At 68.1% G+C, this 21,085-nt stretch carries 20 protein-coding genes; 9 read left to right on the top strand and 11 right to left on the bottom strand.

The annotated features are described in order from the left end of the window. Positions 1-18: 18 nt before the first annotated feature. Together ACFXKA_RS28340 and mca are read right to left on the bottom strand one after the other, a co-directional pair. Positions 19-333, bottom strand: coding sequence for a hypothetical protein (locus tag ACFXKA_RS28340; RefSeq protein ID WP_379429602.1), 315 nt, complete (start codon positions 331-333; stop codon positions 19-21). Then, positions 330-1,232 carry a mycothiol conjugate amidase Mca gene (gene mca, locus ACFXKA_RS28335; RefSeq protein ID WP_379429691.1) on the bottom strand — a complete coding sequence of 301 codons (903 nt, stop codon included), beginning with the start codon at positions 1,230-1,232 and terminating at the stop codon, positions 330-332. Before mca ends, ACFXKA_RS28340 begins: the two co-directional genes overlap by 4 nt. Before the next feature lie 228 nt (positions 1,233-1,460). Here mca and ACFXKA_RS28330 point away from each other — a divergent pair, with 228 nt between their 5' ends. Together ACFXKA_RS28330 and greA are read left to right on the top strand one after the other, a co-directional pair. Further along, positions 1,461-1,877 carry a DUF4307 domain-containing protein gene (locus ACFXKA_RS28330; protein ID WP_354833372.1) on the top strand — a complete coding sequence of 139 codons (417 nt, stop codon included), beginning with the start codon at positions 1,461-1,463 and terminating at the stop codon, positions 1,875-1,877. A 245-nt stretch (positions 1,878-2,122) separates the two neighbouring features. After that, a complete protein-coding gene (gene greA / locus ACFXKA_RS28325; protein ID WP_354833370.1) occupies positions 2,123-2,614 on the top strand; it encodes a transcription elongation factor GreA in 492 nt (163 codons plus the stop codon). Between the two features lie 254 nt (positions 2,615-2,868). On the opposite strand, the gene ACFXKA_RS28320 is transcribed toward greA, so the two are convergent. Further along, positions 2,869-4,011 carry a cystathionine gamma-synthase gene (locus ACFXKA_RS28320; RefSeq protein ID WP_364620744.1) on the bottom strand — a complete coding sequence of 381 codons (1,143 nt, stop codon included), beginning with the start codon at positions 4,009-4,011 and terminating at the stop codon, positions 2,869-2,871. A 254-nt stretch (positions 4,012-4,265) separates the two neighbouring features. Here ACFXKA_RS28320 and ACFXKA_RS28315 point away from each other — a divergent pair, with 254 nt between their 5' ends. Both ACFXKA_RS28315 and ACFXKA_RS28310 read left to right on the top strand, forming a co-directional pair. Continuing rightward, positions 4,266-5,441 carry an acyl-CoA dehydrogenase family protein gene (locus tag ACFXKA_RS28315; RefSeq protein ID WP_354833366.1) on the top strand — a complete coding sequence of 392 codons (1,176 nt, stop codon included), beginning with the start codon at positions 4,266-4,268 and terminating at the stop codon, positions 5,439-5,441. A gap of 74 nt (positions 5,442-5,515) precedes the next feature. Next, complete coding sequence (locus tag ACFXKA_RS28310; protein ID WP_379429601.1) at positions 5,516-5,860, top strand: DUF6401 family natural product biosynthesis protein; 345 nt, start codon at positions 5,516-5,518, stop codon at positions 5,858-5,860. 63 nt (positions 5,861-5,923) lie between these two features. On the opposite strand, the gene ACFXKA_RS28305 is transcribed toward ACFXKA_RS28310, so the two are convergent. Both ACFXKA_RS28305 and ACFXKA_RS28300 read right to left on the bottom strand, forming a co-directional pair. Then, positions 5,924-7,108 carry a hypothetical protein gene (locus ACFXKA_RS28305; RefSeq protein WP_379429600.1) on the bottom strand — a complete coding sequence of 395 codons (1,185 nt, stop codon included), beginning with the start codon at positions 7,106-7,108 and terminating at the stop codon, positions 5,924-5,926. A 249-nt stretch (positions 7,109-7,357) separates the two neighbouring features. Beyond that, positions 7,358-7,990: a transglycosylase SLT domain-containing protein gene (locus ACFXKA_RS28300; protein WP_379429599.1), complete on the bottom strand. Its 633-nt coding sequence runs from the start codon at positions 7,988-7,990 to the stop codon at positions 7,358-7,360. Positions 7,991-8,693: 703 nt separating this feature from the next. Here ACFXKA_RS28300 and ACFXKA_RS28295 point away from each other — a divergent pair. Beyond that, positions 8,694-9,254: a DUF6529 family protein gene (locus ACFXKA_RS28295; RefSeq protein ID WP_379429598.1), complete on the top strand. Its 561-nt coding sequence runs from the start codon at positions 8,694-8,696 to the stop codon at positions 9,252-9,254. A 72-nt stretch (positions 9,255-9,326) separates the two neighbouring features. On the opposite strand, the gene ACFXKA_RS28290 is transcribed toward ACFXKA_RS28295, so the two are convergent. Continuing rightward, the gene (locus ACFXKA_RS28290; RefSeq protein WP_354833358.1) at positions 9,327-10,715 is read right to left on the bottom strand and encodes a cystathionine beta-synthase; all 1,389 of its coding nucleotides are present in this window, start codon (positions 10,713-10,715) and stop codon (positions 9,327-9,329) included. 81 nt (positions 10,716-10,796) lie between these two features. Between ACFXKA_RS28290 and ACFXKA_RS28285 the strand changes: the two genes are divergently transcribed. The 3 genes from ACFXKA_RS28285 (at position 10,797) to ACFXKA_RS28275 (ending at position 13,293) form a co-directional block, all read left to right on the top strand. Beyond that, positions 10,797-11,261 carry a hypothetical protein gene (locus ACFXKA_RS28285; RefSeq protein WP_379429597.1) on the top strand — a complete coding sequence of 155 codons (465 nt, stop codon included), beginning with the start codon at positions 10,797-10,799 and terminating at the stop codon, positions 11,259-11,261. Positions 11,262-11,545: 284 nt separating this feature from the next. After that, positions 11,546-12,763 (top strand): acetyl-CoA C-acetyltransferase, encoded by a 1,218-nt coding sequence (locus tag ACFXKA_RS28280; RefSeq protein WP_379380121.1) that lies wholly within the window; start codon positions 11,546-11,548, stop codon positions 12,761-12,763. Between the two features lie 191 nt (positions 12,764-12,954). After that, a complete protein-coding gene (locus ACFXKA_RS28275) occupies positions 12,955-13,293 on the top strand; it encodes a DUF1330 domain-containing protein (RefSeq protein ID WP_379429596.1) in 339 nt (112 codons plus the stop codon). A gap of 136 nt (positions 13,294-13,429) precedes the next feature. Here ACFXKA_RS28275 and ACFXKA_RS28270 read toward each other — a convergent pair whose 3' ends face one another. The 4 genes from ACFXKA_RS28270 to ACFXKA_RS28255 form a co-directional block, all read right to left on the bottom strand. Next, entirely contained in the window at positions 13,430-14,287 is an 858-nt protein-coding gene (locus ACFXKA_RS28270; RefSeq protein WP_364620770.1) for a Bax inhibitor-1/YccA family protein, read from the bottom strand. A 183-nt stretch (positions 14,288-14,470) separates the two neighbouring features. Continuing rightward, positions 14,471-15,397 (bottom strand): LLM class F420-dependent oxidoreductase, encoded by a 927-nt coding sequence (locus tag ACFXKA_RS28265; protein WP_364620863.1) that lies wholly within the window; start codon positions 15,395-15,397, stop codon positions 14,471-14,473. Positions 15,398-15,473: 76 nt separating this feature from the next. Continuing rightward, positions 15,474-16,607: a methyltransferase gene (locus tag ACFXKA_RS28260; RefSeq protein WP_354833348.1), complete on the bottom strand. Its 1,134-nt coding sequence runs from the start codon at positions 16,605-16,607 to the stop codon at positions 15,474-15,476. 119 nt (positions 16,608-16,726) lie between these two features. After that, positions 16,727-18,154 carry an MDR family MFS transporter gene (locus ACFXKA_RS28255; protein ID WP_379429595.1) on the bottom strand — a complete coding sequence of 476 codons (1,428 nt, stop codon included), beginning with the start codon at positions 18,152-18,154 and terminating at the stop codon, positions 16,727-16,729. A 229-nt stretch (positions 18,155-18,383) separates the two neighbouring features. Between ACFXKA_RS28255 and ACFXKA_RS28250 the strand changes: the two genes are divergently transcribed. Then, positions 18,384-19,310, top strand: a complete 927-nt coding sequence (locus ACFXKA_RS28250) for an LppP/LprE family lipoprotein (RefSeq protein WP_379429594.1) — start codon at positions 18,384-18,386, stop codon at positions 19,308-19,310. Positions 19,311-19,373: 63 nt separating this feature from the next. On the opposite strand, the gene ACFXKA_RS28245 is transcribed toward ACFXKA_RS28250, so the two are convergent. Next, positions 19,374-21,053 (bottom strand): DUF885 domain-containing protein, encoded by a 1,680-nt coding sequence (locus ACFXKA_RS28245; RefSeq protein ID WP_379429593.1) that lies wholly within the window; start codon positions 21,051-21,053, stop codon positions 19,374-19,376. Positions 21,054-21,085: the final 32 nt, after the last annotated feature.

Raw genomic sequence — 21,085 nt, 5'->3', positions numbered from 1 at the left:
GTGGGATGCCGAGGGGATTCAGGCGGTGCCGTTGGTGGCTTCCGGCTTGGTCTCGCTGCGCGGCTCGGACTCGGTGTCCTCCGCCTGCGCGGCCTCGTGATCCTCGCTCGCCGCGATGCCGTGCTCGGTGCCCTCGTCGGCCTCCTGGTCCGCCTCCGGATGTTCCGGGGAGAACTCGGCGGGCAGGTTCTTGATGTGCCTGTTCATGTTCCGGATGAGCAGGATGGTGCCGGCCAGCAGCACCAGCACGATGACCAGACCCAGCGGGGACGCCTTGCCGAACTCGGGTCCGGTGGGCGAGTTGGTGCCCTGGGCGAGCAGCGTGAGCATCATCGGTCGGTGTCCTCGGTGTCGGCGGCGTCGAAGCCGGAATCGGCCTCGTCGATTCCCGCGAACAGGTCGGTCTCCGGGATCGCGGTCTTGACCCGGGTCTTGGCCAGCTCGAACTCCTCGGTGGGCCACAGTCGCTGCTGCATCTCGAGCGGAATCGCGAAGAAGGCGCCGTTGGGGTCGATCTGGGTGGCGTGGGCGCGCAGGGCGTCGTCACGCTGCGGGAAATACTTGGCGCACTCTACCTGGGTGGTGACCCGCGCCATGATGTCGCCGCGCTCGGCGGCGTACTTGCGCATCCGGTCCATCCAGTCCTGCATGGGGAAGGGCTCGCCGCGGCGCGCGTACTCGTCGGCGAATACCTCCAGCCGGGTGAGGCTGAAGCCGTGGTTGTAGTACAGCTTGAGCGGCTGCCAGGGCTCGCCCGCGTCGGGGAACCGCTCCGGATCGCCCGCCGCGTCGAAGGCCGCGACCGACACCTTGTGGCACATGATGTGATCCGGGTGCGGGTAACCGCCCATCTCGTCATAGGTGGTCATGACGTGCGGCCTGAACTGGCGGACCACACGCACCAGCGCCTCGGTGGCCTCCTCCAGGGGCACCAGCGCGAAGCTGCCCTCGGGCAGCGGCGGCAGCGGATCGCCTTCCGGCAGACCGGAATCCACGAAGCCGAGCCAGGTCTGGCGGACGCCGAGCGCCTCGGCGGCGGCGGCCATCTCCTCGCGGCGGACCTCGGTGATGCGGTCCTTGATGCCGGGGGTGTCCATGGCGGGGTTCAGGATGTCGCCGCGTTCCCCACCGGTGAGGGAGACGACCAGCACGTCATTGCCTTCGGCGGCATAGCGCGCGGTCGTCGCCGCGCCCTTGCTGGATTCGTCGTCGGGATGCGCGTGCACCGCCATGAGGCGAAGACCACTCACTTCTCGTTCACCTCACCGATCACGTTTTTCACCTCGTAGCGTCGAGCTGTATCAATTGGCACGTGCAGGGGTCCTGCGTGGTTACGCAAGCTTCCGCCGCCGGACCCTGACCGCACGTGCCGAGTCCAGACACAGGCATCAGATATGCATTCCCTATAGTTCCATCCGATCGTTGTTTGTTCCGACCTACCCCCCGGGAGCGTCCCCGATATGAGTGAAAGACCGGCTGACCGGTACGGGATTGCGCCTCGGAAGACCCGCCGCTGGCTCCCCTACGCCCTCGGAGCGGTCGTCATCCTCGCCGGGCTCGGGGTCGCCTATCTGGGCTACCGCACCTACGGGCCGCAGGCCATCGAACCGGATCGGATCGGCTACACGATCGTCGACGACTCCACGGTCAGCGTGGATTTCAAAGTGACACGCAAGGATCCGGGCCAGGCGGTCGTCTGCTTCGTGCGCGCCATGGACGGCGACTCCGACGAGGTCGGCCGCCGCGAGATCCTGGTGCCCGGCTCCGACTCCGGCACCGTCCGCGTGGTCACCACGATCAAGACCACCCGACGGGCCGGCGCCGGCAATGTCTACGGGTGCACCGACCATGTGCCGGCCTATCTGCGCGCCGGGTGAATCGTCCGTTAAGCGACCCGCTTTGACGCTTCTACCTGCGCCTTTCCGAATCGTGCTAAAATGACGCGATACACGGTTCCGACGTTCGGAGCCGTGTTTGCTGCATTGACGGCCGGCGCTGTCGGGACTCTCCCCAGGGATCGCTCTGGCTGTCCACTGGCTGCTGTGCCCATCTCCGGATGGCCACGGTAGCGGGCATCAGGGAATCCCGGCTTGCCGGGGACAACTACTAGGGAGTGATCGAGATGACTGAGACCGTGACTTGGCTGACCCCGGAGTCGCACGAGAGGCTCACGAGCGAACTCGGCGCGCTCATCGCCAACCGTCCCGTCATCGCGGCCGAAATCAACGAGCGCCGTGAAGAGGGCGACCTCAAGGAGAACGGCGGTTACCACGCGGCGCGTGAGGAGCAGGGCCAGCAGGAGGCGCGCATTCGCCAGCTGCAGGAGCTGCTGAACAACGCCAAGGTTGGCGTCGCGCCCACCAAGTCCGGCGTCGCCCTGCCCGGCTCGGTCGTCAAGGTCTACTACGACGGCGACGAGACCGACACCGAGACCTTCCTCATCGCCACCCGCGAAGAGGGCCTCGGCAGCGCCGACCTCGAGACCTACTCCCCCAACTCCCCGTTGGGCGGCGCCCTCATCAACGCCAAGGTCGGCGAAACCCGCGAATACACCCTGCCCAATGGCAACACCATGAAGGTGACGCTGGTCTCCGCGGAGCCCTACCACAGCTGATTTGCGACCGACGGATTCGCGGCCCCGGTCCATCCGGACTCCGGGGCCGCAATGTTTGTCGGTACCGGCCGCGAACAGCGAAGCGCCGCACCAAAAATGGTGCGGCGCTTTGTTTTTCGGAACGCGACAGCTGATTTCGGGAGGCCGGGGTAACTCACCGGGTACCCCCGAAATCCGTTCGGATCCCGACCCCCGGCACGGGTGCCGTGACCGAGCACGGCACCCGGCCGCCCGCTAAAGGCGCGGGGAGGCGGTCAAGCCAGGGCCTGCTCGATGTCCGACAGCAGGTCGCTGATGTCCTCGATGCCGACGGAGAGGCGGACCAGGTCGGCGGGGACCTCGAGGGCCGAGCCGGCGGTGGAGGCGTGGGTCATGGCGCCGGGGTGCTCGATGAGAGATTCGACGCCGCCGAGGGATTCGGCGAGGGTGAAGATCTTGGTCTTGGCGCAGAAGGCGAGGGCCGCATCCTTGCCGCCGTGGACGCGCACCGAGATCATGCCGCCGAAGCGGCGCATCTGCTTCTGGGCCACGGTGTGGCCGGGGTGCTCGGGCAGGCCGGGGTAGATGACCTGTGCGATCTTGGGGTGGTTCGCGAGGAATTCAGCGATGGTCTCGGCATTGTCGCAGTGCCGGTCCATGCGCAGGGCCAGCGTCTTGATGCCGCGCATGGTGAGGAAGGCGTCCATCGGACCGGGGACCGCGCCCGCACCGTTCTGCAGGAACGCGAACTTGGCGTCCATCTCCTGATCGTCGGTGATCAGCGCTCCACCCACCACATCCGAGTGCCCGCCCAGGTACTTGGTGGTCGAGTGCAGCACGATGTCCGCGCCCAGCAGCAGCGGCTGCTGCAGGTAGGGCGAGGCGAAGGTGTTGTCCACCACCAGCTTCGCGCCGCCCGCGTGCGCCACCTCGGCCAGCGCCGCGATATCGCCGACGTTCAGCAGCGGGTTGGTCGGCGTCTCGACCCACACCAGCTTGGTGTTGGGGCGCATGGCCGCGGCGACCGCGTCCACATCCGACACCGGCGCGACCGAGTACTCGATCCCCCACTGGGTGAACACCTTGTCGATGAGCCGGAAGGTGCCGCCGTACGCGTCGTTCGGGATCACCATGTGGTCACCGGGCCGCAGGTTCGCGCGGATCGCGCAGTCGGTGGCCGCCATACCCGAGGCGAAAGCCCGCCCGTAGGTACCGGATTCGAGCGCCGCCAGGTTCGCCTCCAGCGCCGTGCGGGTCGGGTTCCCGGTGCGCGCGTACTCGTACCCGCCGCGCATCCCGCCGACACCGTCCTGGGCGAACGTCGAACTCGCATAGATCGGCACGTTCACCGCACCGGTCTGAGGGTCCGGATCGAACCCAGCGTGCACCGCCCGTGTGGAGAAACCCAGCTCGCTCATGCGAACAGCCTAAGGAAGCTGCAGATTCGCCCATGCCCCGGGTCGGGGCCCGCACCGCCGCCACCGCTGCCCGCGCGTCGAACGACCACGGCCGACACCCCGCTCGGAGCGGAAACCCCTGGTCCACCCCGCAGAGCGAGCGGGGCGCCGGAGCCGTCGGCACCGGACCCGGCGCTGCCGGCCGTCGCCCGGCCCGGCGCTATCGACCCGGCGCGGCATTGTGAGTCCGGCGGCGGCGGTTCTAGGGTGGGCCCATGGTCACCGTGGACGAGCTGTTCGCCATCGATTCCCTGCTCAGTGACGAGGAGCGGGCGATCCGGGATACGGTGCGCGCCTTCGCCGCGGAGCGATTGCGGCCGCGCGTGGCGGAGTGGTTCGAGGCGGGGACGTTTCCGGCGCGGGAGCTGGCGCCGGAGCTGGGGAAGCTCGGGCTGCTGGGGATGCATCTGGACGGGTACGGGTGCGCGGGGACCTCGGCCACGGCGTACGGGCTGGCCTGCCTGGAACTGGAGGCCGTGGATTCGGGTGTGCGCAGCATGGTTTCGGTGCAGGGGTCGCTGGCCATGACCGCGATCCACAAGTACGGGTCCGAGGAGCAGAAGCTGCGGTGGCTGCCGGAGATGGCGGCGGGCCGGGTGATCGGATGCTTCGGGCTGACCGAGCCGGACTTCGGTTCGAACCCGGGCGGCATGCGGACGCGAGCGCGGCGAGACGGGGACGACTGGATCCTCGACGGGTCGAAGATGTGGATCACCAACGGGTCGGTCGCGGATGTGGCCGTCGTGTGGGCGCAGTCGCGCGAGGGTGAGCGGGATGTGATCCGCGGATTCGTAGTGCCCACGGACACACCGGGTTTCAGCGCTCGCGAGATGAAGCACAAGCTGTCGCTGCGCGCGTCGATCACCGCCGAACTCTCCCTCGACGGCGTCCGGCTGCCCGCCGACGCCCTGCTGCCCGAGGCCCGCGGACTCCGCGCGCCGCTGGGCTGCCTGTCCGAGGCGCGTTTCGGCATCATCTTCGGCGCGCTCGGCGCGGCCCGCGACTGCCTGTCCGCCACAATCGAATACGCGCGGACCCGCGAGGTGTTCGACAAGCCGCTGGCGGCCTACCAGCTCACCCAGGCCAAACTGGCCGACATGGCACTCGAACTCGGCAAGGGCGAACTGCTGGCGCTGCACCTCGGCCGATTGAAGGACCGGCACGAGATCTCCAACGAGCAGATCAGCGCCGGCAAGCTGAACAGCACCCGCGAGGCCATCAAGATCGCGCGCGAGTGCCGGACCATCCTGGGCGCGAACGGCATCACCCTCGAGTACCCGGTGCTGCGGCACGCCAACAACCTGGAGTCCGTCCTCACCTACGAGGGCACCGCCGAAGTGCATCAGCTCGTCCTCGGCGAGGCCCTGACAGGCGCGAAAGCGTTCCGCTGACCGGCAGTTCCGGCGAATTGCGCGATATGTCACAGCCGGTCCCCCAGGTGCCGGTCGATTGCTAGCATCACCGGGTGTTTGTGCCCGGCTCCGCCCTGCTCGTCGTTTCGGCGCGTAAAACCCTGAACCGCCTGCAGCGCACCCACGGAGCCCCCGCCGCGGAGGCCGCGGCCGTCTTCCCCGGTGTGTCCGCAGCGATCGACCAGCATGCCGCGGCCATCCGCGACATCCTCGACCTCGGCGTCGAGAACTCCGGCCTCGTCCCGGCAAGCGTCCTGCTGGCCGGCTACGCCCGCGGCATCCTCGAGGACCTGCGCGAAGCCGAGGCCGTCATCCCCCGCTCCCTGCTCGACTGGCAGGACGCCGACTGGCTCCACCTGCGCCTGGCGGGCGTCTGCTCGCTGGCCCGCGCCTCCTGACCTCACGATGACGCAGCCCCGGGGTGGAAGCCCCGGGGCTGCTCGGTTTCCGGCTGCGTGGGATCAGCCCATGTCGTCGCGATCGCCCCGGTCCTGACTGCCGGGCCGCGGCATCTGCCCGCTGGAACGTGGGGGCTGTCCGGGCGGCATCGGCTGTCCGGGCGGCGGCATCTGGCCGGGTTGTGCAGGCATCTGGCCGGATTGGGGCGGCATCTGCCCGGGCTGCGGCGGCGGCATCTGCCCGGGCTGCGGCGGCATCTGGCCGGATTGCTGCGGCGGCATCTGGCCGGATTGCTGCGGCGGCATCTGGCCGGGCTGCGGCGGCGGCATCTGGCCCCCGCCGCCCGGTCCGTGGCCGCCATACTGACCGTATCCCGGTTGCCCGTAACCCATCTGGCCACTTTCGGGCTCGGCCCACTTGCCCGGAGGCATCTGGCCCATGCCCTGCCCCGCCATCATGGGCCGGGTCGCCGAGCGCTGCGCCCACATGGCCGCCTCCTGCGCCTGCCGCTGGCGGGCCGCATCCTCACGGCCCCGCTGATAGGCCTGCGCATGCCCCTTCACCTCGGGCATTTCGCCCTCGATGGCGTCGAGCCAGCCCGCCCACCGTTCCTGCATGGGCCGGATCAGGCCACCGCCGAGACCGACGATGAGGACACCGCCGATCGTGGCGAGCACCGTGATGAGAATCGGCATGGTGACCGATGTTCCCACCCCGATCTGGTTGAGGGCCGCGATGATGCCGATGCCCCAGATGAACACCGCCGCAATGCGTCCCAGCGTGCGGCCGTAGTCCAGACCGCTCAGCATGTTGGACACCATGTCCTGCACGACGCGCGCGATCGCGCCCGCAATACAGACGATGACGATGGCGACCGCCAAGCGGGGTAGCCAGGCCACGATGCCGTTGAGCATGGTGCTCACCGGGTTCGGGCCGAAGACGCCGAAGCCGAGCTGCAACGTGATCAACAGAATCGCGTAGTAGGCCAGCTTGGCGATGATGCCGGTGGCGTCGTAACTGCCGCGGGCCAGCATGTCCTTGATGCCGCCGCGTTCCACCAGCCGATCGAACCCGACCCGGTTCAGGATCCGGGTCACCAGCTTGGCCACGAGTTTGGCCACGAGCCAGCCGATGAACAGAATGACCAGGAACCCGACGAATTTGGGCACCCACGTGGCGATGGAACTCCACGCGTTCGAGAGCCCCTGTCCGATCTGGATATCGATAGCCGAACTCGAGGTGTGCATGACCCCGTCCCTTCGCTATCCGTTCCGGCCGTGTGCCGGAACTGCTCTTCGGGGTCGTTATACGCCTGGTCGATCGTCGAGTTCGCTAGTTTGCGAAATAGTTGCCAAATCAGATGCCTGAGATTGGCTAAATGGCGGTAGGACCGCCGCCGAGACTCCGCGACGGGCACCGCGAGCCGAGACGACACGATGGCCCGCCCCTCATGGGGCAGGCCATCGCGGTGTGGTCCGGTACGTCGTCGGACCGGATCAGTAGGCGCTGAAGACGTTGTCCATCGAGCCGTAGCGGTGCGCCGCGTAGTTGCAGGCAGCCACGATGTTGGCGACCGGGTCCCAGACGTCGAAGGCGGTGCCGTCGACGTGGTACGCGTTGAAGGTCGGGTCGATCACCTGGAGCAGGCCCTTGGACGGGATGCCCATGGCCGCGTTGGAGTCGTACAGGTTGATCGCCTGCGGGTCGCCGCTGGATTCGCGAATGATGTTGCGGTAGATGCCGTCGTAGCTACCCGGGATGCCGTGCTGGGCCATGATGTCCAGCGCGTGGCGGATCCAGCCGTCCAGGTTGTCCCCGTAGGCGGGGGCGGGCGGCGCGGGGGCCGGAGCCGGCTCGGGAGCGGGCAGCGGGGCCGGCATGGGCGCCGGGGCCGGAGCCGCAACTTCGGCCGCGGGAGCGGGAGCGGGCTGTTCCTTGACCGGAGCGGCGGCGGGCGCGGCGACGGCCAGGGAGGCCTTCAGCGCGGCCGGCTGGACATCTCCACTGGCGGCGGCGCCGGCGGCGGTGATGATGGAGCCGAAGACGCCCAGAGCGAGGGCGGCGGCGCCGGCCGTACGAGCGGTGGCAACTACCTTGCTACGTCTAGCAGGGTCACTGAGAGCAGTCATAACATTCTTGGGCATGGCGAATTTGGATTCCTGTTCGGTTTCGGGCTCGCGGGCCTGAAGAAGGCAGCGCAGGACCATTCGGGCGTCTCACGACCCCCGTCTGCGTACCTCGGGCTGTTGTGGATGCTGTTGTGAAACCCGGTATGGGTCAATGGGTTTGGCACACTGCGCGGAGTGCAGTGGAGACCTTTGCGACCTTCCGGCCGCGGTGCCTCATTGCACCGATGTAGTGATCACGTTCCGCATGTGTGTTCACATCTCCTTGCGCCATTCAGACTTGCGGTCTGTTTCCGACAAGGTCACAGCTTGATTGCGTGTTGTTAACACAGCCTGAATCAAAAGTGAACAGAAGGTGAACTGGCCCGTCTGGCAGCCCCGGGACCTGCATTAATACATGCGCTGACCTGGTGATTCAATTCCAAACGCAAAGTGTTTCGGATCACAGAAAAATATCGCCCCAAGATCGCGATATACCGATATTTGCCTGATTTCTTGCCGTTCATCGGCGTTTCACATTCCAAAAGTAACAGCTCAGCAAATCCACATTGGTTACCACAAATCACATTCGTCCCAATCTTCACGCAATATAAAGACCCCGCAACGGTGCATCTCGCGGCCCGCACCGCGGACGACGCACCTGACGGCTGTAACCCGCCGAGGTATCTCCAATGCCCCTTCTGACAACACCATTCACAGAGGCGAGATGTCCTTGCTGACAGACGTTTTCACCGCGTCTCGGCGCAATCTGATCGCGGTGCCGGTGCTGCTGGCCGGCGCCGCGGTCGCGATCGCGCTCGGGATGGCCGGCACCCACTACTGGCCCGGCGCCCAGCCCCTGCCCACCTGGGGCTTCTCCGCACCGCAGATCTTCAAGGCGTATCTGAGCAGCGTGGTGCTGGTGCTGATCGGCGGCCAATTGGTGACCGCCGTCTGGATCTACCGGTTCCACGCGCCGCGATCGGTGCACCTCTACCACCGGCTGTGCGGCGTGCTGGCCTTCCTGCTCAGCCTGCCGGTGGCCTTCTACTGCCTCTACAGTTTCGGCTTCCAGTTCGGCCGGGGCGTCACGGGCCGGGTCATGGCGCACTCCGTCGCGGGCGTGGTGTTCTACGGCGCCTTCGCCTCGAAAATGCTGACGCTGCGGCTGAAGCGGACGCCGGGCTGGCTGCTGCCGATCCTCGGCGCCCTGGTCTTCACCAGCTTCGTGCTGGCATGGACGCTGGCGTCGCTCTGGTGGTTCCGTACCGTCGGATTCGGGAGATGAGCAGCCGCGAAAAGCAGACCGCCCGCCGGAACCAGCTGCGGTTCCGGCGGGCGGCGAATACTCGGCTGCGACCTAGGAGAGGGCGCCGGTGCTGAGGAAACCGAGCAGGTCGTGGCGGGTGATGACGCCGACCGGCTTGCCGTCCTCGACGACCATGAGGGCGTCGGTGGACTCCAGCAGCTTGGTGGCGGCCGCGACCGGCTCGCCCGCGCCGATGAGCGGGAAGGCCGGGCTCATGTGCTTGGCGACCGGGTCGGTGAGCTTGGCGCGGCCCTCGAAGACGGCCGACAGCAGATCGCGCTCGGTGACCGAACCCGCGACCTCGCCCGCCATCACCGGCGGCTCCGCACCGACCACCGGCATCTGCGAGACGCCGTACTCGCGCAGGATCTCGATGGCGTCGCGCAGCGTCTCCTGCGGGTGGGTGTGCACCAGGTCCGGCAGCTCACCGGACTTGCCGCGCAGCACGTCTCCCACGTGCACCTCGGTGTCCGCACCGTCGAGGCGGGTGCGCAGGAAGCCGTAGGAGCTCATCCACTGGTCGTTGAAGATCTTGGACAGGTAGCCGCGGCCGCCGTCCGGCAGCAGCACGACCACCACGGCGTCCGGATCGCGCTCGGCGACCTTGAGCGCCGCCACCACGGCCATACCGCAGGAGCCGCCGACCAGCAGGCCCTCCTCACGGGCCAGGCGACGGGTCATCTCGAAGGAGTCGGCGTCGGAGACGGCGATGATCTCGTCCGGGATGGCCGGGTCGTAGGCGGTGGGCCAGAAGTCCTCGCCGACGCCCTCGACCAGGTACGGGCGGCCGGTGCCGCCGGAGTAGACCGAGCCCTCCGGGTCCGCGCCGACGATCTTCACCTTGCCGCCGGAGATCTCCTTCAGGTACCGGCCGGTGCCGGTGATGGTGCCGCCGGTACCGACGCCCGCCACGAAGTGTGTGATCTTGCCCTCGGTGTCGCGCCAGATCTCCGGGCCGGTGGTCTCGTAGTGCGATTCCGGGCCGCCCGGGTTGGAGTACTGGTCCGGCTTCCACGCGCCCGGGATCTCGCGCACCAGCCGGTCGGAGACGTTGTAGTAGCTGTCCGGATCCTCCGGCGCGACCGCGGTCGGGCAGACCACGACCTCGGCGCCATAGGCGCGCAGCACGTTCCGCTTGTCCTCACTGACCTTGTCGGGGCAGACGAACACGCACTTGTAGCCGCGCTGCTGCGCGACCAGGGCGAGGCCCACACCGGTATTGCCGGAGGTCGGTTCGACGATCGTGCCGCCGGGCTTCAGCAGCCCGGCCTTCTCGGCGGCGTCGATCATCTTGACGGCGATGCGGTCCTTCGAGCTGCCGCCCGGGTTCAGGTATTCCACCTTCGCCGCCACCAGTCCCGAGTTCGGACCCACCACGGAGTTCAACCGAACGAGCGGGGTGTTTCCGATCAGATCGACGACATGGTTAGCGATGCGCATACCCCTTATCGTTGCAGAAAGGAGATCCGCGCCCACGCGCACGTCGGAGATATCACGGCGCCGCGAACTACGATCGGCCCTATGTGGATGCCGACGAGCGTGCCCGCCGCCTCCCTGCTCGCCGCCTCCGGCCTCGCGACCATGATCGTCGCGGCCGCGCCCGCGGAGGCCGCGACCGTCGAATTCCCGCAGGTCCCGAGCGTTTATCACGATGCGCTGATCTGTGGCGGCAATATCCGATCCTGGGCCGACATCGGCCCGCAGTGGCCCGGCCGGGCGATCATCAGCATCCAGGCGCTGCCGGTCGCCGGGTTCGATCCGGGCGAGTACAGCTTCGCCCCGCAGTGCATCACCGTGGCCACCGTCGCGTGGCGGAACGTGGACACCGGCGCGGCCGGCGAATATCGAGTTCCCGTGCTGGCCGGCTTCTACGGCAGCGAGCACTACGCCCTGTTCCAGGACACCGGGCCCGGGCACATCATCGTCACCGTGTACACCGACATGCCGAACATCCCGGCGCACAGCGCCTTCGACGTCCCAGGGTGACCCACCTTCATCGACTTGCCGAACATCCTGATCCGCCCAGTATCGCGCCTCGACCTGCCCGGGTAAGCCAACTCCATCGCTGTGCTGCCCCATTTCTCACCCTGTCCGTGCCGCGTTCTCACCCTGTCCGTGCCGCGCTGCCGGCAGGCAGCGCGGCGCGAGAGCCGCGAGAGTGAGCGATATCCCACAGTTCAGTAGTTGGGATACGGGCATACCGGATGTTTGAGCCCGAACACACCCGTCGTAAATTCGAAGAGGATCACCCCAGCAAAAAAGGAGTCCTCATGGCTGAGGCCGTCATCGTTTCGTACGCCCGCTCGCCCATCGGCCGCGCTGGCAAGGGTTCTCTGGTGAGCATGCGGCCGGACGACCTCGCCGCGCAGATGGTGCGCGCCGCCCTCGACAAGGTGCCCTCGCTCGCCGTCTCCGACATCGACGACCTGCACCTGGGCTGCGGCCAGCCCGCCGGTGAGGCCGGTTTCAACATGGCGCGCGCCGTGGCCGTGCAGCTGGGCTACGACTCCCTGCCGGGCGTCACCGTCAACCGCTACTGCTCGTCCTCGCTGCAGACCACCCGCATGGCCTTCCACGCCATCAAGGCCGGCGAGGGCGACGTGTTCATCTCCGCCGGCGTCGAGACCGTCTCGCGCTTCCCGAAGGGCACCGCCGACGGCTGGCCGGACTCGCACAACCCGCTGTTCGCCGAGGCCGAGGCCCGCACCAAGGCGACCGCCGAGTCCAACGCCACCTGGACCGACCCGCGCAACGACGACATCCTCCCGGACGTCTACATCGCCATGGGCCAGACCGCGGAGAACGTCGCCACCTACACCGGCATCTCCCGCGAGGACCAGGACCACTGGGGCGTGCGCTCGCAGAACCGCGCCGAGGAGGCCATCAAGTCCGGCTTCTTCGAGCGGGAGATCACCCCGGTCACCCTGCCCGACGGCACCATCGTCACCACCGACGACGGCCCGCGCGCCGGCACCACCTACGAGAAGATCTCGCAGCTGAAGCCGGTCTTCCGCGCCGACGGCACCATCACCGCCGGTAACGCCTGCCCGCTGAACGACGGTGCGGCCGCCCTGGTCGTCATGTCCGACGTCAAGGCGCGCGAGCTGGGCCTGACCCCGCTGGCCCGCATCGTGGCCACCGGCGTCTCGGGCCTGTCCCCGGAGGTCATGGGCCTCGGCCCGATCCAGGCGGTCCGCAACACCCTGAAGACCGCGGGCATGACCATCGACGACCTCGACCTGTACGAGATCAACGAGGCCTTCGCCGTGCAGGTGCTCGGCTCCGCCCGTGAGCTGAACATGGACCTGGACAAGCTGAACGTCTCCGGTGGCGCCATCGCCCTCGGCCACCCGTTCGGTATGACCGGTGCCCGCATCACCGCGACCCTCATCAACAACCTGCAGACCCACGACAAGCAGTTCGGTCTGGAGACCATGTGTGTCGGTGGTGGTCAGGGCATGGCGATGATCATCGAGCGCCTGAGCTGAGGCACGAGATACCCGTAGCTGAGCTACGGCATTAGTAGGGCCGCTCGACCTCACGGTCGGGCGGCCCAATTCGTTTGGGGAAGGCGGGCCACACCCTCTCAGGAGCCGGCTTTACCTGGCGAGTAATCGACTTCGTTCCCCGCGGGCGGAAATATCAAGGGCAGCAAAGCAATCCGACCGAGGAGCCCGAAATGCCCGCCTACGCCATAGCCAATCTGTGGGACGTCGACATCAATGCCGAGATCGTGGAATACCTGGAGCGCATCGACGGCACGCTGGCGCCCTACGGCGGGAAGTTCATCGTGCACGGCGGCACGCAGCGGGTGATCGAGGGTCCGGCCAGTGCGATCGTCATCGTCATCGAGTTCCCCGACTATCAGGCCGTGACCGACTGGTACGAGTCGGCCGCCTACCAGGAGATCCTGCCGCTGCGCCTGCGCAACTGCTCCAGCGTCGGAGTTCTCGCCGCGGACTGCGGCGAGAATCACGTCGCCACCGACGTCCTGGAGGAGGTGGTGACCAACGACTGAACGCTCTCAGGCTGGCTACACAGCAGTGGGCGGGCACCGGATTCCGATGCCCGCCCACTCTTTTCGTCTCGGACGAACTGGGGGTTCGAGGGCCTGGCCCCCGAAAATCTCTCTCAACCGCGAAGCGGCTGTTCGACTATCTGTCCTGGAAGTAGCTCAGCAGGCGCAGGATTTCGAGGTACAGCCAGATCAGGGTGACGGTCAGGCCGAACGCCACGCCCCAGGCCGCCTTCTCCGGAGCCTGGGCCCGGATGAGCTGGTCGGCGGCGTCGAAGTCCAGCAGGAAGCTGAAGGCCGCGACACCGATGACCACCAGGCTGAACACGATCGAGAGGGTACCGCCCGAGCGCAGGCCGAAGCCGTCGGCGGTGAAGAAGCTGGCGACCAGGTTGCCGAGCATGAGCACCAGGATGCCGATCATGGCGCCCACGATCATGCGGGTGAAGCGCGGGGTGACGCGGATCGCGCCGGTCTTGTAGACCACCAGCATGCCGAAGAAGACGCCGAAGGTGCCCAGCACCGCCTGCGCGATCAGGCCGGATCCGCCGACGCCGCCGAATTGCACATTGGTGAACAGGAACGAGAACGAGCCCAGCAGCAGGCCTTCCAGCGCCGCATAGCTGAGCACCAGCGCCGGGTTGTCCTGCTTGCGGCCGAAGGTCATGATCATGGCGAGCGCGAAGCCGCCGAGGCCGCCGACCGCGAGGAACAGCACGGCCAGGCCGTGGTTGGCCGAGGTGAGCGCGTAGGACAGGATCGCCGTCAGGGTGACCACGCCGAGGGTGATGCCGGTCTTCTGCACCACATCGTCGATGGTCATCGGGCGGGTGGTCGGTACGGCCGGCTGGTAGGGCTGCTGGTAGCCCGGGTACTGCGGCTGCTGACCGTACGGGTTGTTGGGGAACTGTCCGGCTCCAGGCGCCGAGCCGAAGCCGGCGTAGCCGCCCTGCTGCGGCTGCAAGTTCCGGAAGACCGGGTTGGATGTGGAGCGCATTTCCGTGCGTCCCTTTCTGGAGTCGCGGCTCACGTCGGTCGTGGCCATTGAAGCTACTCGTCCAACGCGCTGTGGGGGCCCGGAGTTCCCGAACCCCCACAGGTCGGACGAACCGGACTTTACCTTAGCTTTACTGAATGCGCCGCCCGATAAGCCGCGGTCCGGCCGTCCCGCAAGCCGGTCTCAGCCCAGCTGGCTCATCACGCGAGTTGCGATGAGCTCCAGGTGATCCAGATCGGACAGATCCAGAATCTGCAGGTAAACCCGGCTGGTACCGGCGATCTCGGCATAGCGGCCGATCTTCTCGACCACCTCGTCCGGGCTGCCGGCCAGGCCGTTGGCCTTCAGCTCGTCCACCTCGCGCCCGATGGCCGCCGCACGCCGCGCCACCTCGGCATCGCTCGCGCCGACACAGGCGACCAGCGCGTTGGAGAAGGTGATGTCGTGCGGATCGCGGCCGGTGTCCTTGGCGGCCATGCGGACTCGCTCGAATTGCTCGGCGCTCGCCTCGGCCGACTGGAACGGCGCGTTGAACTCGGTCGCGTACCGCGCGGCCAGGCGCGGGGTGCGCTCGGCGCCCATGCCGCCGATGATGACCGGGATACGCGGCTGCGCGGGCTTGGGCAGCGCCGGGGAATCGGTGAGCGTGTAGTGCTCGCCGGCAAAGGAGAAGGTCTCGCCGACCGGCGTCGACCACAGGCCGGTGACGATCGCCAGCTGCTCCTCGAAGCGGGGGAACCTCCGGGCCGGGAAGGGAATGCCGTAGGCGGCGTGCTCGGCCTCGAACCAGCCCGCGCCGAAACCGAATTCGACGCGGCCGCCGGACATGGCGTCGACCTGGGCCACCTCGATGGCGAGCACGCCCGGGTGGCGGAAGGTGGCCGAGGTGACCAGGGTGCCCAACCGGATGCGGCGGGTCTCGCGGGCCAGGCCGGCCAGGGTGATCCAGGCGTCGGTGGGGCCCGGGAGACCGTCGGCGTCGCCCATCTTCAGGTAGTGGTCGGACCGGAAGAAGGCGTCGTAGCCGAGGTCCTCGGCGGTCTTGGCGACGGTGCGCAGCGTGTCGTAGGACGCGCCCTGCTGGGGTTCGGTGAAGATTCGAAGATCGATTCGTCCCATGCGCCCGATTATTCGACGTCGCGCGGGCCGGGTACCCAGCGGGTCACAGTGGGCGGATCCCAGCGGGTCACAGGGGACGCACCGAGCGGGTCACGGTGAACTTGCGATTGCGGCCCATCACATCGGTTCTGCCGACCATGCGCTCCATGACGCCCCGGTAGTTGAGGTGGGTGTTGTAGACCGTCCACAGCTCGCCGCCGGGGCGCAGCACCCGGCCGGTCTGCTGGAACATCTTGATGGCCGAGCCGGTGTGCACGGCCGCGCCGACATGGAAGGGCGGGTTGCACAGCACCAGGTCGGCGCTGTTGTCGGGGGCGCTGGACATGGCGTCGTCCTGCAGCACGGTGACGCGGTCGGCGACGCCGTTGGCGGCGGCCGTGGCGCGGGTGGAGGCCACCGCGGCCGCGGACTGGTCGGTCGCCGTCACCCGGATGCCGGGGCGGGCCTTGGCGAGTGCGACCGCGAGAATGCCGGTGCCGCAACCCAGATCGATGGCATCGTGGGCATCGGGCTTCATCCGCTTCAGGTGGTCGAGCAGGAAGCGGGTGCCGATGTCCAGGCGCGGGCCGGAGAAGGCCGCACCGTGGGCCACCACTTCCAAGCCCTGCTCGTCGAGCCGGTTGCGGATCGGAAAACGGGGCTCGCCAATGGTTTTGGGCTCGGCGGCGAGCAGGATGCGGGATTTCTGGCGGCCGCGGGTGGCGCGCACCGAGCCGAAGGATTCGGCGAGCACCTCGTTCATGGCGGGGGTCAGGTACTTGTCGCGGCCGCCGGCGAAGACCTCGACATCGGGTGCGGCCCAGCGCGCGATGGCCTCGGCGGTTTCGGCCAGGCCGGACAGCGCGCGCGGCAGCCGCCACAGCACCACGCGGACATCGGAGAGCAGTCCCGCACCCAATTCGCGGGTCGAAAAGCGATCGGCTAGACCGACAATTCGGGCATTGCTGGCGAGTGCCAATTCACCGGTGAGCAAATCCTGATGCACCCGGACCCCGTGCAGGTCGTGCGCGGCGATGGCCCCGAGCGTCAACGCCCCGTAGCCGTCGTCGATCACAGCCACCCGCCCATCCCCGGCGGTGGCCAGCGAATCCGCGGCGACATCCAGCATGAGACGGTCGGCGGCATCGACCGCGTACAGGTTCACCGCTTCGACATCCGGATACCGCCGTAACCGGCCCAATACGTCCTCGACCTCAACCACACCTACAGTGTGCTAGATCATTGCCGAAGGACTCCATTCGGCACGGTCGGCGGCCTTTTTGCGGAATTAACCGATCCCGGCGCTATTCTGCGATTCCGCAAATCACATGTCGATCGTGTTCACGCCGAATGGAATTCCGAGTTGCCCGCGCTTCGCCGGGGCATGACGGCCGCCGCACCGATGAGAACCACCGCCATGGCGGCCACGCCCAGGAACACCAGGTGCACCGCCGGCGCGAGGTCCGACGCGGCCGGCTGGCCGGCCTTCCCGAGCCGGGCATTGACCAGCGCGCCGAACACGGCCACGCCCACCGCGCTGCCCAGCGAGCGGGCGAACATATTGGTGGCGGTGACCACGCCCCGCTCCGACCATTCGGCGCTCGCCTGGGCGGCGATCAGGGTCGGGCTGGCCACCAGGCCCATCCCCATGCCGACGACGAAACAGCCGATCGCCAACTGCCACAGGCTCGAACGCGCGTCCACCACCAGCAGCGACGCCGCGCCCACCACGGCGAACAGACTGCCGACCACCGCCGTCGCCCGGAAACCTATGCGCAGGTATACCTTTCCGGCCTGCGACGCCGACACCGGCCAGCCCAGCGTGAGCGCGCCGACGGTGAGACCCGCGATCAGCGCCCCGCTGCCCAGCACACCCTGCGCGAAAGTCGGCACGTACGAGGTGAGACCCAGCAGGATCGCGCCGACCAGCAGCGAGGCCAGGCTGCTGGCCACGACGATGCGCCGGGTGAAAACCCACAGCGGCAGAATCGGATTCGCGGCCCGCCGCTCCACCAGCCCGAACACCGCCAGCATCACCCCGCCGCCAGCGAAGAGTGCGAGACTCGCGGGTGAGCCCCAGGCCCACGCCTGGCCGCCCTCGAGCAGAGCCAGGATCAGCGCCCCGGCTCCGACGGTGAGCAGTCCGGCGCCGAGGTAGTCGATCCGATGGCTCTGCCGCGGAGTGCTTTCGGTGAAGTTCCGCAGGATCATCCAGCCCGCCAGCGCCGCCAGCGGCAGATTGATCAGGAAGATCCACCGCCAGCTGATGTACTCGGAGAATACGCCGCCGAGCAGCGGCCCCAGCACCGACGAGGTCGCCCACACACTGGCCAGATACGCCTGCACCTTGGCCCGCTCCGGCACCGTGTAGATGTCGCCCGCGATGGTCATCGAGATCGGGCTGACCGCGCCCGCCCCGATGCCCTGCACCGCGCGGAACGCGATCAGCGCGGGCATGCTCGTCGCCAGCCCGCACAGCAGCGACCCCACCGCGAAGGCCCCGATCCCGAACAGCATCACCGGTTTCCGCCCGACCATGTCGGCCAGCTTCCCGTAGATCGGCACCGTCACCGCCTGCGCCAGCAGATAGATGCTGAAAAGCCAAGGGAACTGCGCGAACCCACCGAGCTGATCGGTGATCGTCAGCACCGCGGTGGCAATGATGGTCGAGTCCAATGCCACCAGCGACGTCGACAACATGATCGCCGCGAGAATCGGCCCCCGCTCCGACCGCAACCCGATCGACGACGTCACATCCGTAGCCGTCACCGGCAGCCCCTTCCCTCAACACAACTCACCACCACTGTCGAACACGCCATCCGGGCCGCTATTCCCGGTGCGGTTGCGCCGGCTCGTGCGGGACGCGATACACGAAGGCTCGCGACGGCCGGCACGCGGTCGCGCCGACAGCGAGCCGGCGTGCCCATGAAATCGGGGGCGCAACGATCTGCGTCCGGGACTCGACGTGCTCGGTAGTACCGAGTGGGAGGGATTTCTCATGAAGAGGATCGTTGGCATCATCGCGGCGGTCGCCGCGGTGGCCCTGGCGACGGCATGTCAGGACAGTAGTTCGATACCTGCGACCAGCGGGGCGTCGGTGCCGAGTTCCGCCACCGTGACCGCACCGGGAACGGTTCAGTCTCCCGCCCCTCAGCAGTCGCCGGGCACCACACAGCCCGCCGGTGACGGCGCTCCCGCCACCGCCGGAAACGGCAGATGCGTCGATCTGAAGTCGGCGGCGGTCACCGCCGCGCTGGGCCGACTCGGCTCCGGTGTCGGCGGTGACGGCTACTACGCGGACAGCGGTACCGATGCCGCCGTCGGCTCCTGCCCCGCCCTGCTGTGGGTGCTGGCCGGGACTCCGCACGGCACGGCCAGCTCACCGTGGCACGTGATGCTGTTCAACCACGCGGGTTACCTGGGCACCGCGACCAAGAAGTCGACGTCCTACACCCAGGTGGTCGGCTCGTCCGATCGCAGTGTCCAGGTCCAGTACCGGTGGCTCGCTGGTCAGGACGCCAGCTGCTGTCCCTCGGGCGGGCCGGTCACCGTCACGCTCACCCTGGGCGCCGACGATCACACCGTCACCCCGGATCGTGACTTCCCGGCCGAGGTGACCGATCCGAGTTCAGCGGGCACCCCGCCGGTGTGCCCGGTCACCAAATCCGTTCTGCTCCAGGCGTTGCACGGCACCGACATCGAGTCGCGATTGGCGCAGCCGGTCGAACTCGAGGATCGAATCGACTGCTCGGGCGATTGGGCGATGGCTCACAGCGGAACCCACAACAACACGGTCAACCGGGCGCAGGTCCTGTTCCACTACGTGGCGGCCGAAGGCGGCTGGAAGCCGGTGAACCTCGGCAGCGCCCTGCACTGCACCGAGATCGGCGTTCCTGCCGATGTCGCGGACAAGATCTGCCACTGATCGACCTGTCACCGAGTGGGCAGGCCGGTGAGCCACGCCCACCGGCCTGCCCGCCACAGCGTGTCAGAGCGAGTCGGCTAGATCGCGCAGAACCGGGAGGCTGACCGAGCCGGAGCCGAGCACCGTGTCGTGGAAAGCCTTGATGTCGAAGGCGGATCCGAGGCGGTCGGTGACCAGGGCGCGCTGGCGGCGAATCTCCAGCTGACCGACCTTGTAGGCGACCGCCTGGCCGGGCATGGCGATGTAGCGGTCGATCTCCACCCGGATTTCCTCGAGCCCGACGGGGGCATTGGCGGACATGAAGTCGACGGCCTGCTGACGGGTCCAGCCCTTGGCGTGCAGGCCGGTGTCCACGACCAGGCGGCAGGAGCGCCAGGAGTCGGCGGCGAGCATGCCGACGCGGGTGAGATCGTCGGGGTACAGGCCCATTTCGTCGGCGAGGCGCTCGGTATAGAGCGCCCAGCCTTCGACGAAGGCCGTATTGGAGAAGGACATGCGCTGGAAGCGCGGGAGATGGTCCAGCTCGTTGGCGATGGTGAGCTGGAGGTGGTGGCCGGGGATGGCCTCGTGGTAGGCGACCGCGGCGGTCTCGTAGCGGTTGCGGCTCTTGGGTTCCCGCAGATTCACGTAGTAGGCGCCAGGGCGGGAGCCGTCGGCCGCGGGCGTGAAGTAGTAGGCCGCGGGCGCGTCCGCGGCCAGGAAATCGGGGACGGGCAGGATGTCGCAGGACTGGCGCGGCAGCCGGCCGAACCAGTTGCCCATCTCCGCCTGGGCGGCGGCCAGATACGCCCGGGCGTCCGCCATGATCTCCGCACCGTCGCCGTAGCGCAGCGCCGAATCCTCGCGCAGCCGGGCGAAGATGGCGGTCTGCTCGGCGAGGCCGAACAGGCGGCCGCCCACCTCCTCGTATTCGGTGCGCAGGCGGGCCAATTCGTCCAGCCCGAGCTGGTGGATCTCGTCCGCGCCCAGGTCGGGCAATGTGGTGTGGTGGCGCAGCAGGCGGCGGTAGATGTCCGCGCCGTCGTCGCCGAGCCAGCAGAGGCCGGGCTGGTCATCGGGGCGCGAAACGGGTTCGAGCTCGGCGGCGAGCACCGCCCGGTAGGCGGCGAAGGCGGGCCGGATGACCTCCCGCGCGACCTCGGCCAGCTCTGCGCGCCAGTCGGTTTCGCCATCCCAGCCCGCCGGGCCGGCCAGGGTGACGAACGGGTCGTCGGCGAGATCCGAGGCCAGGTAGCCGTCCAGCTGGTTGAGCGAGCGCTCGATGGTGATGTGCGCGGGCGTGCGCCCGGCCGCGAGTCCCGCCCGGAAGCGCTCCACGGCCTGGTTCATCAGGGTGCCGAACTGCCGGTAGCGCCGCACCAGCCGCTGCGCGTTCTCCGGTTCGGGCGCGTTCACCAGGGGAGCCATGGTCAGCATCCCGGCGTGCACGCCCGTCATCTGATCCGAGGCCATCTCGACGGGCCGCCACTCCAGATGCGAGACCGCCGAAGCCAATTCGGTGCGCAGCAGGCTCCGCGTGGTCCGGTCCTCGTCACCCAGCCGCGCCGGATCCAGCGCATCCACCTCGGCCAGCAGCCCCCGCCAGGTACCCAGCAGCCGTTCCTCCGCCGCGACCGACAGATCCTCGATGCGATCGTCGAATCGCCTGTCCCCCAACAGAGTCGCCTCGCTGGGCGCGGACTCCAGCATGGCGTCCCAGTACCGGTCGGCGAGTGCGATGAGTTCCTCGTGCGCTGTGTTCAATTTGCCCTCCGCTTCGCTCCGGGCGGGTTCGC

The sequence above is a fragment of the Nocardia sp. NPDC059228 genome, from assembly GCF_042754245.1.
GTDB lineage: Bacteria > Actinomycetota > Actinomycetes > Mycobacteriales > Mycobacteriaceae > Nocardia.
The sequence above is the reverse complement of the archived record's forward strand: the minus strand, read 5'-3'. Positions and strand labels throughout refer to the sequence as shown.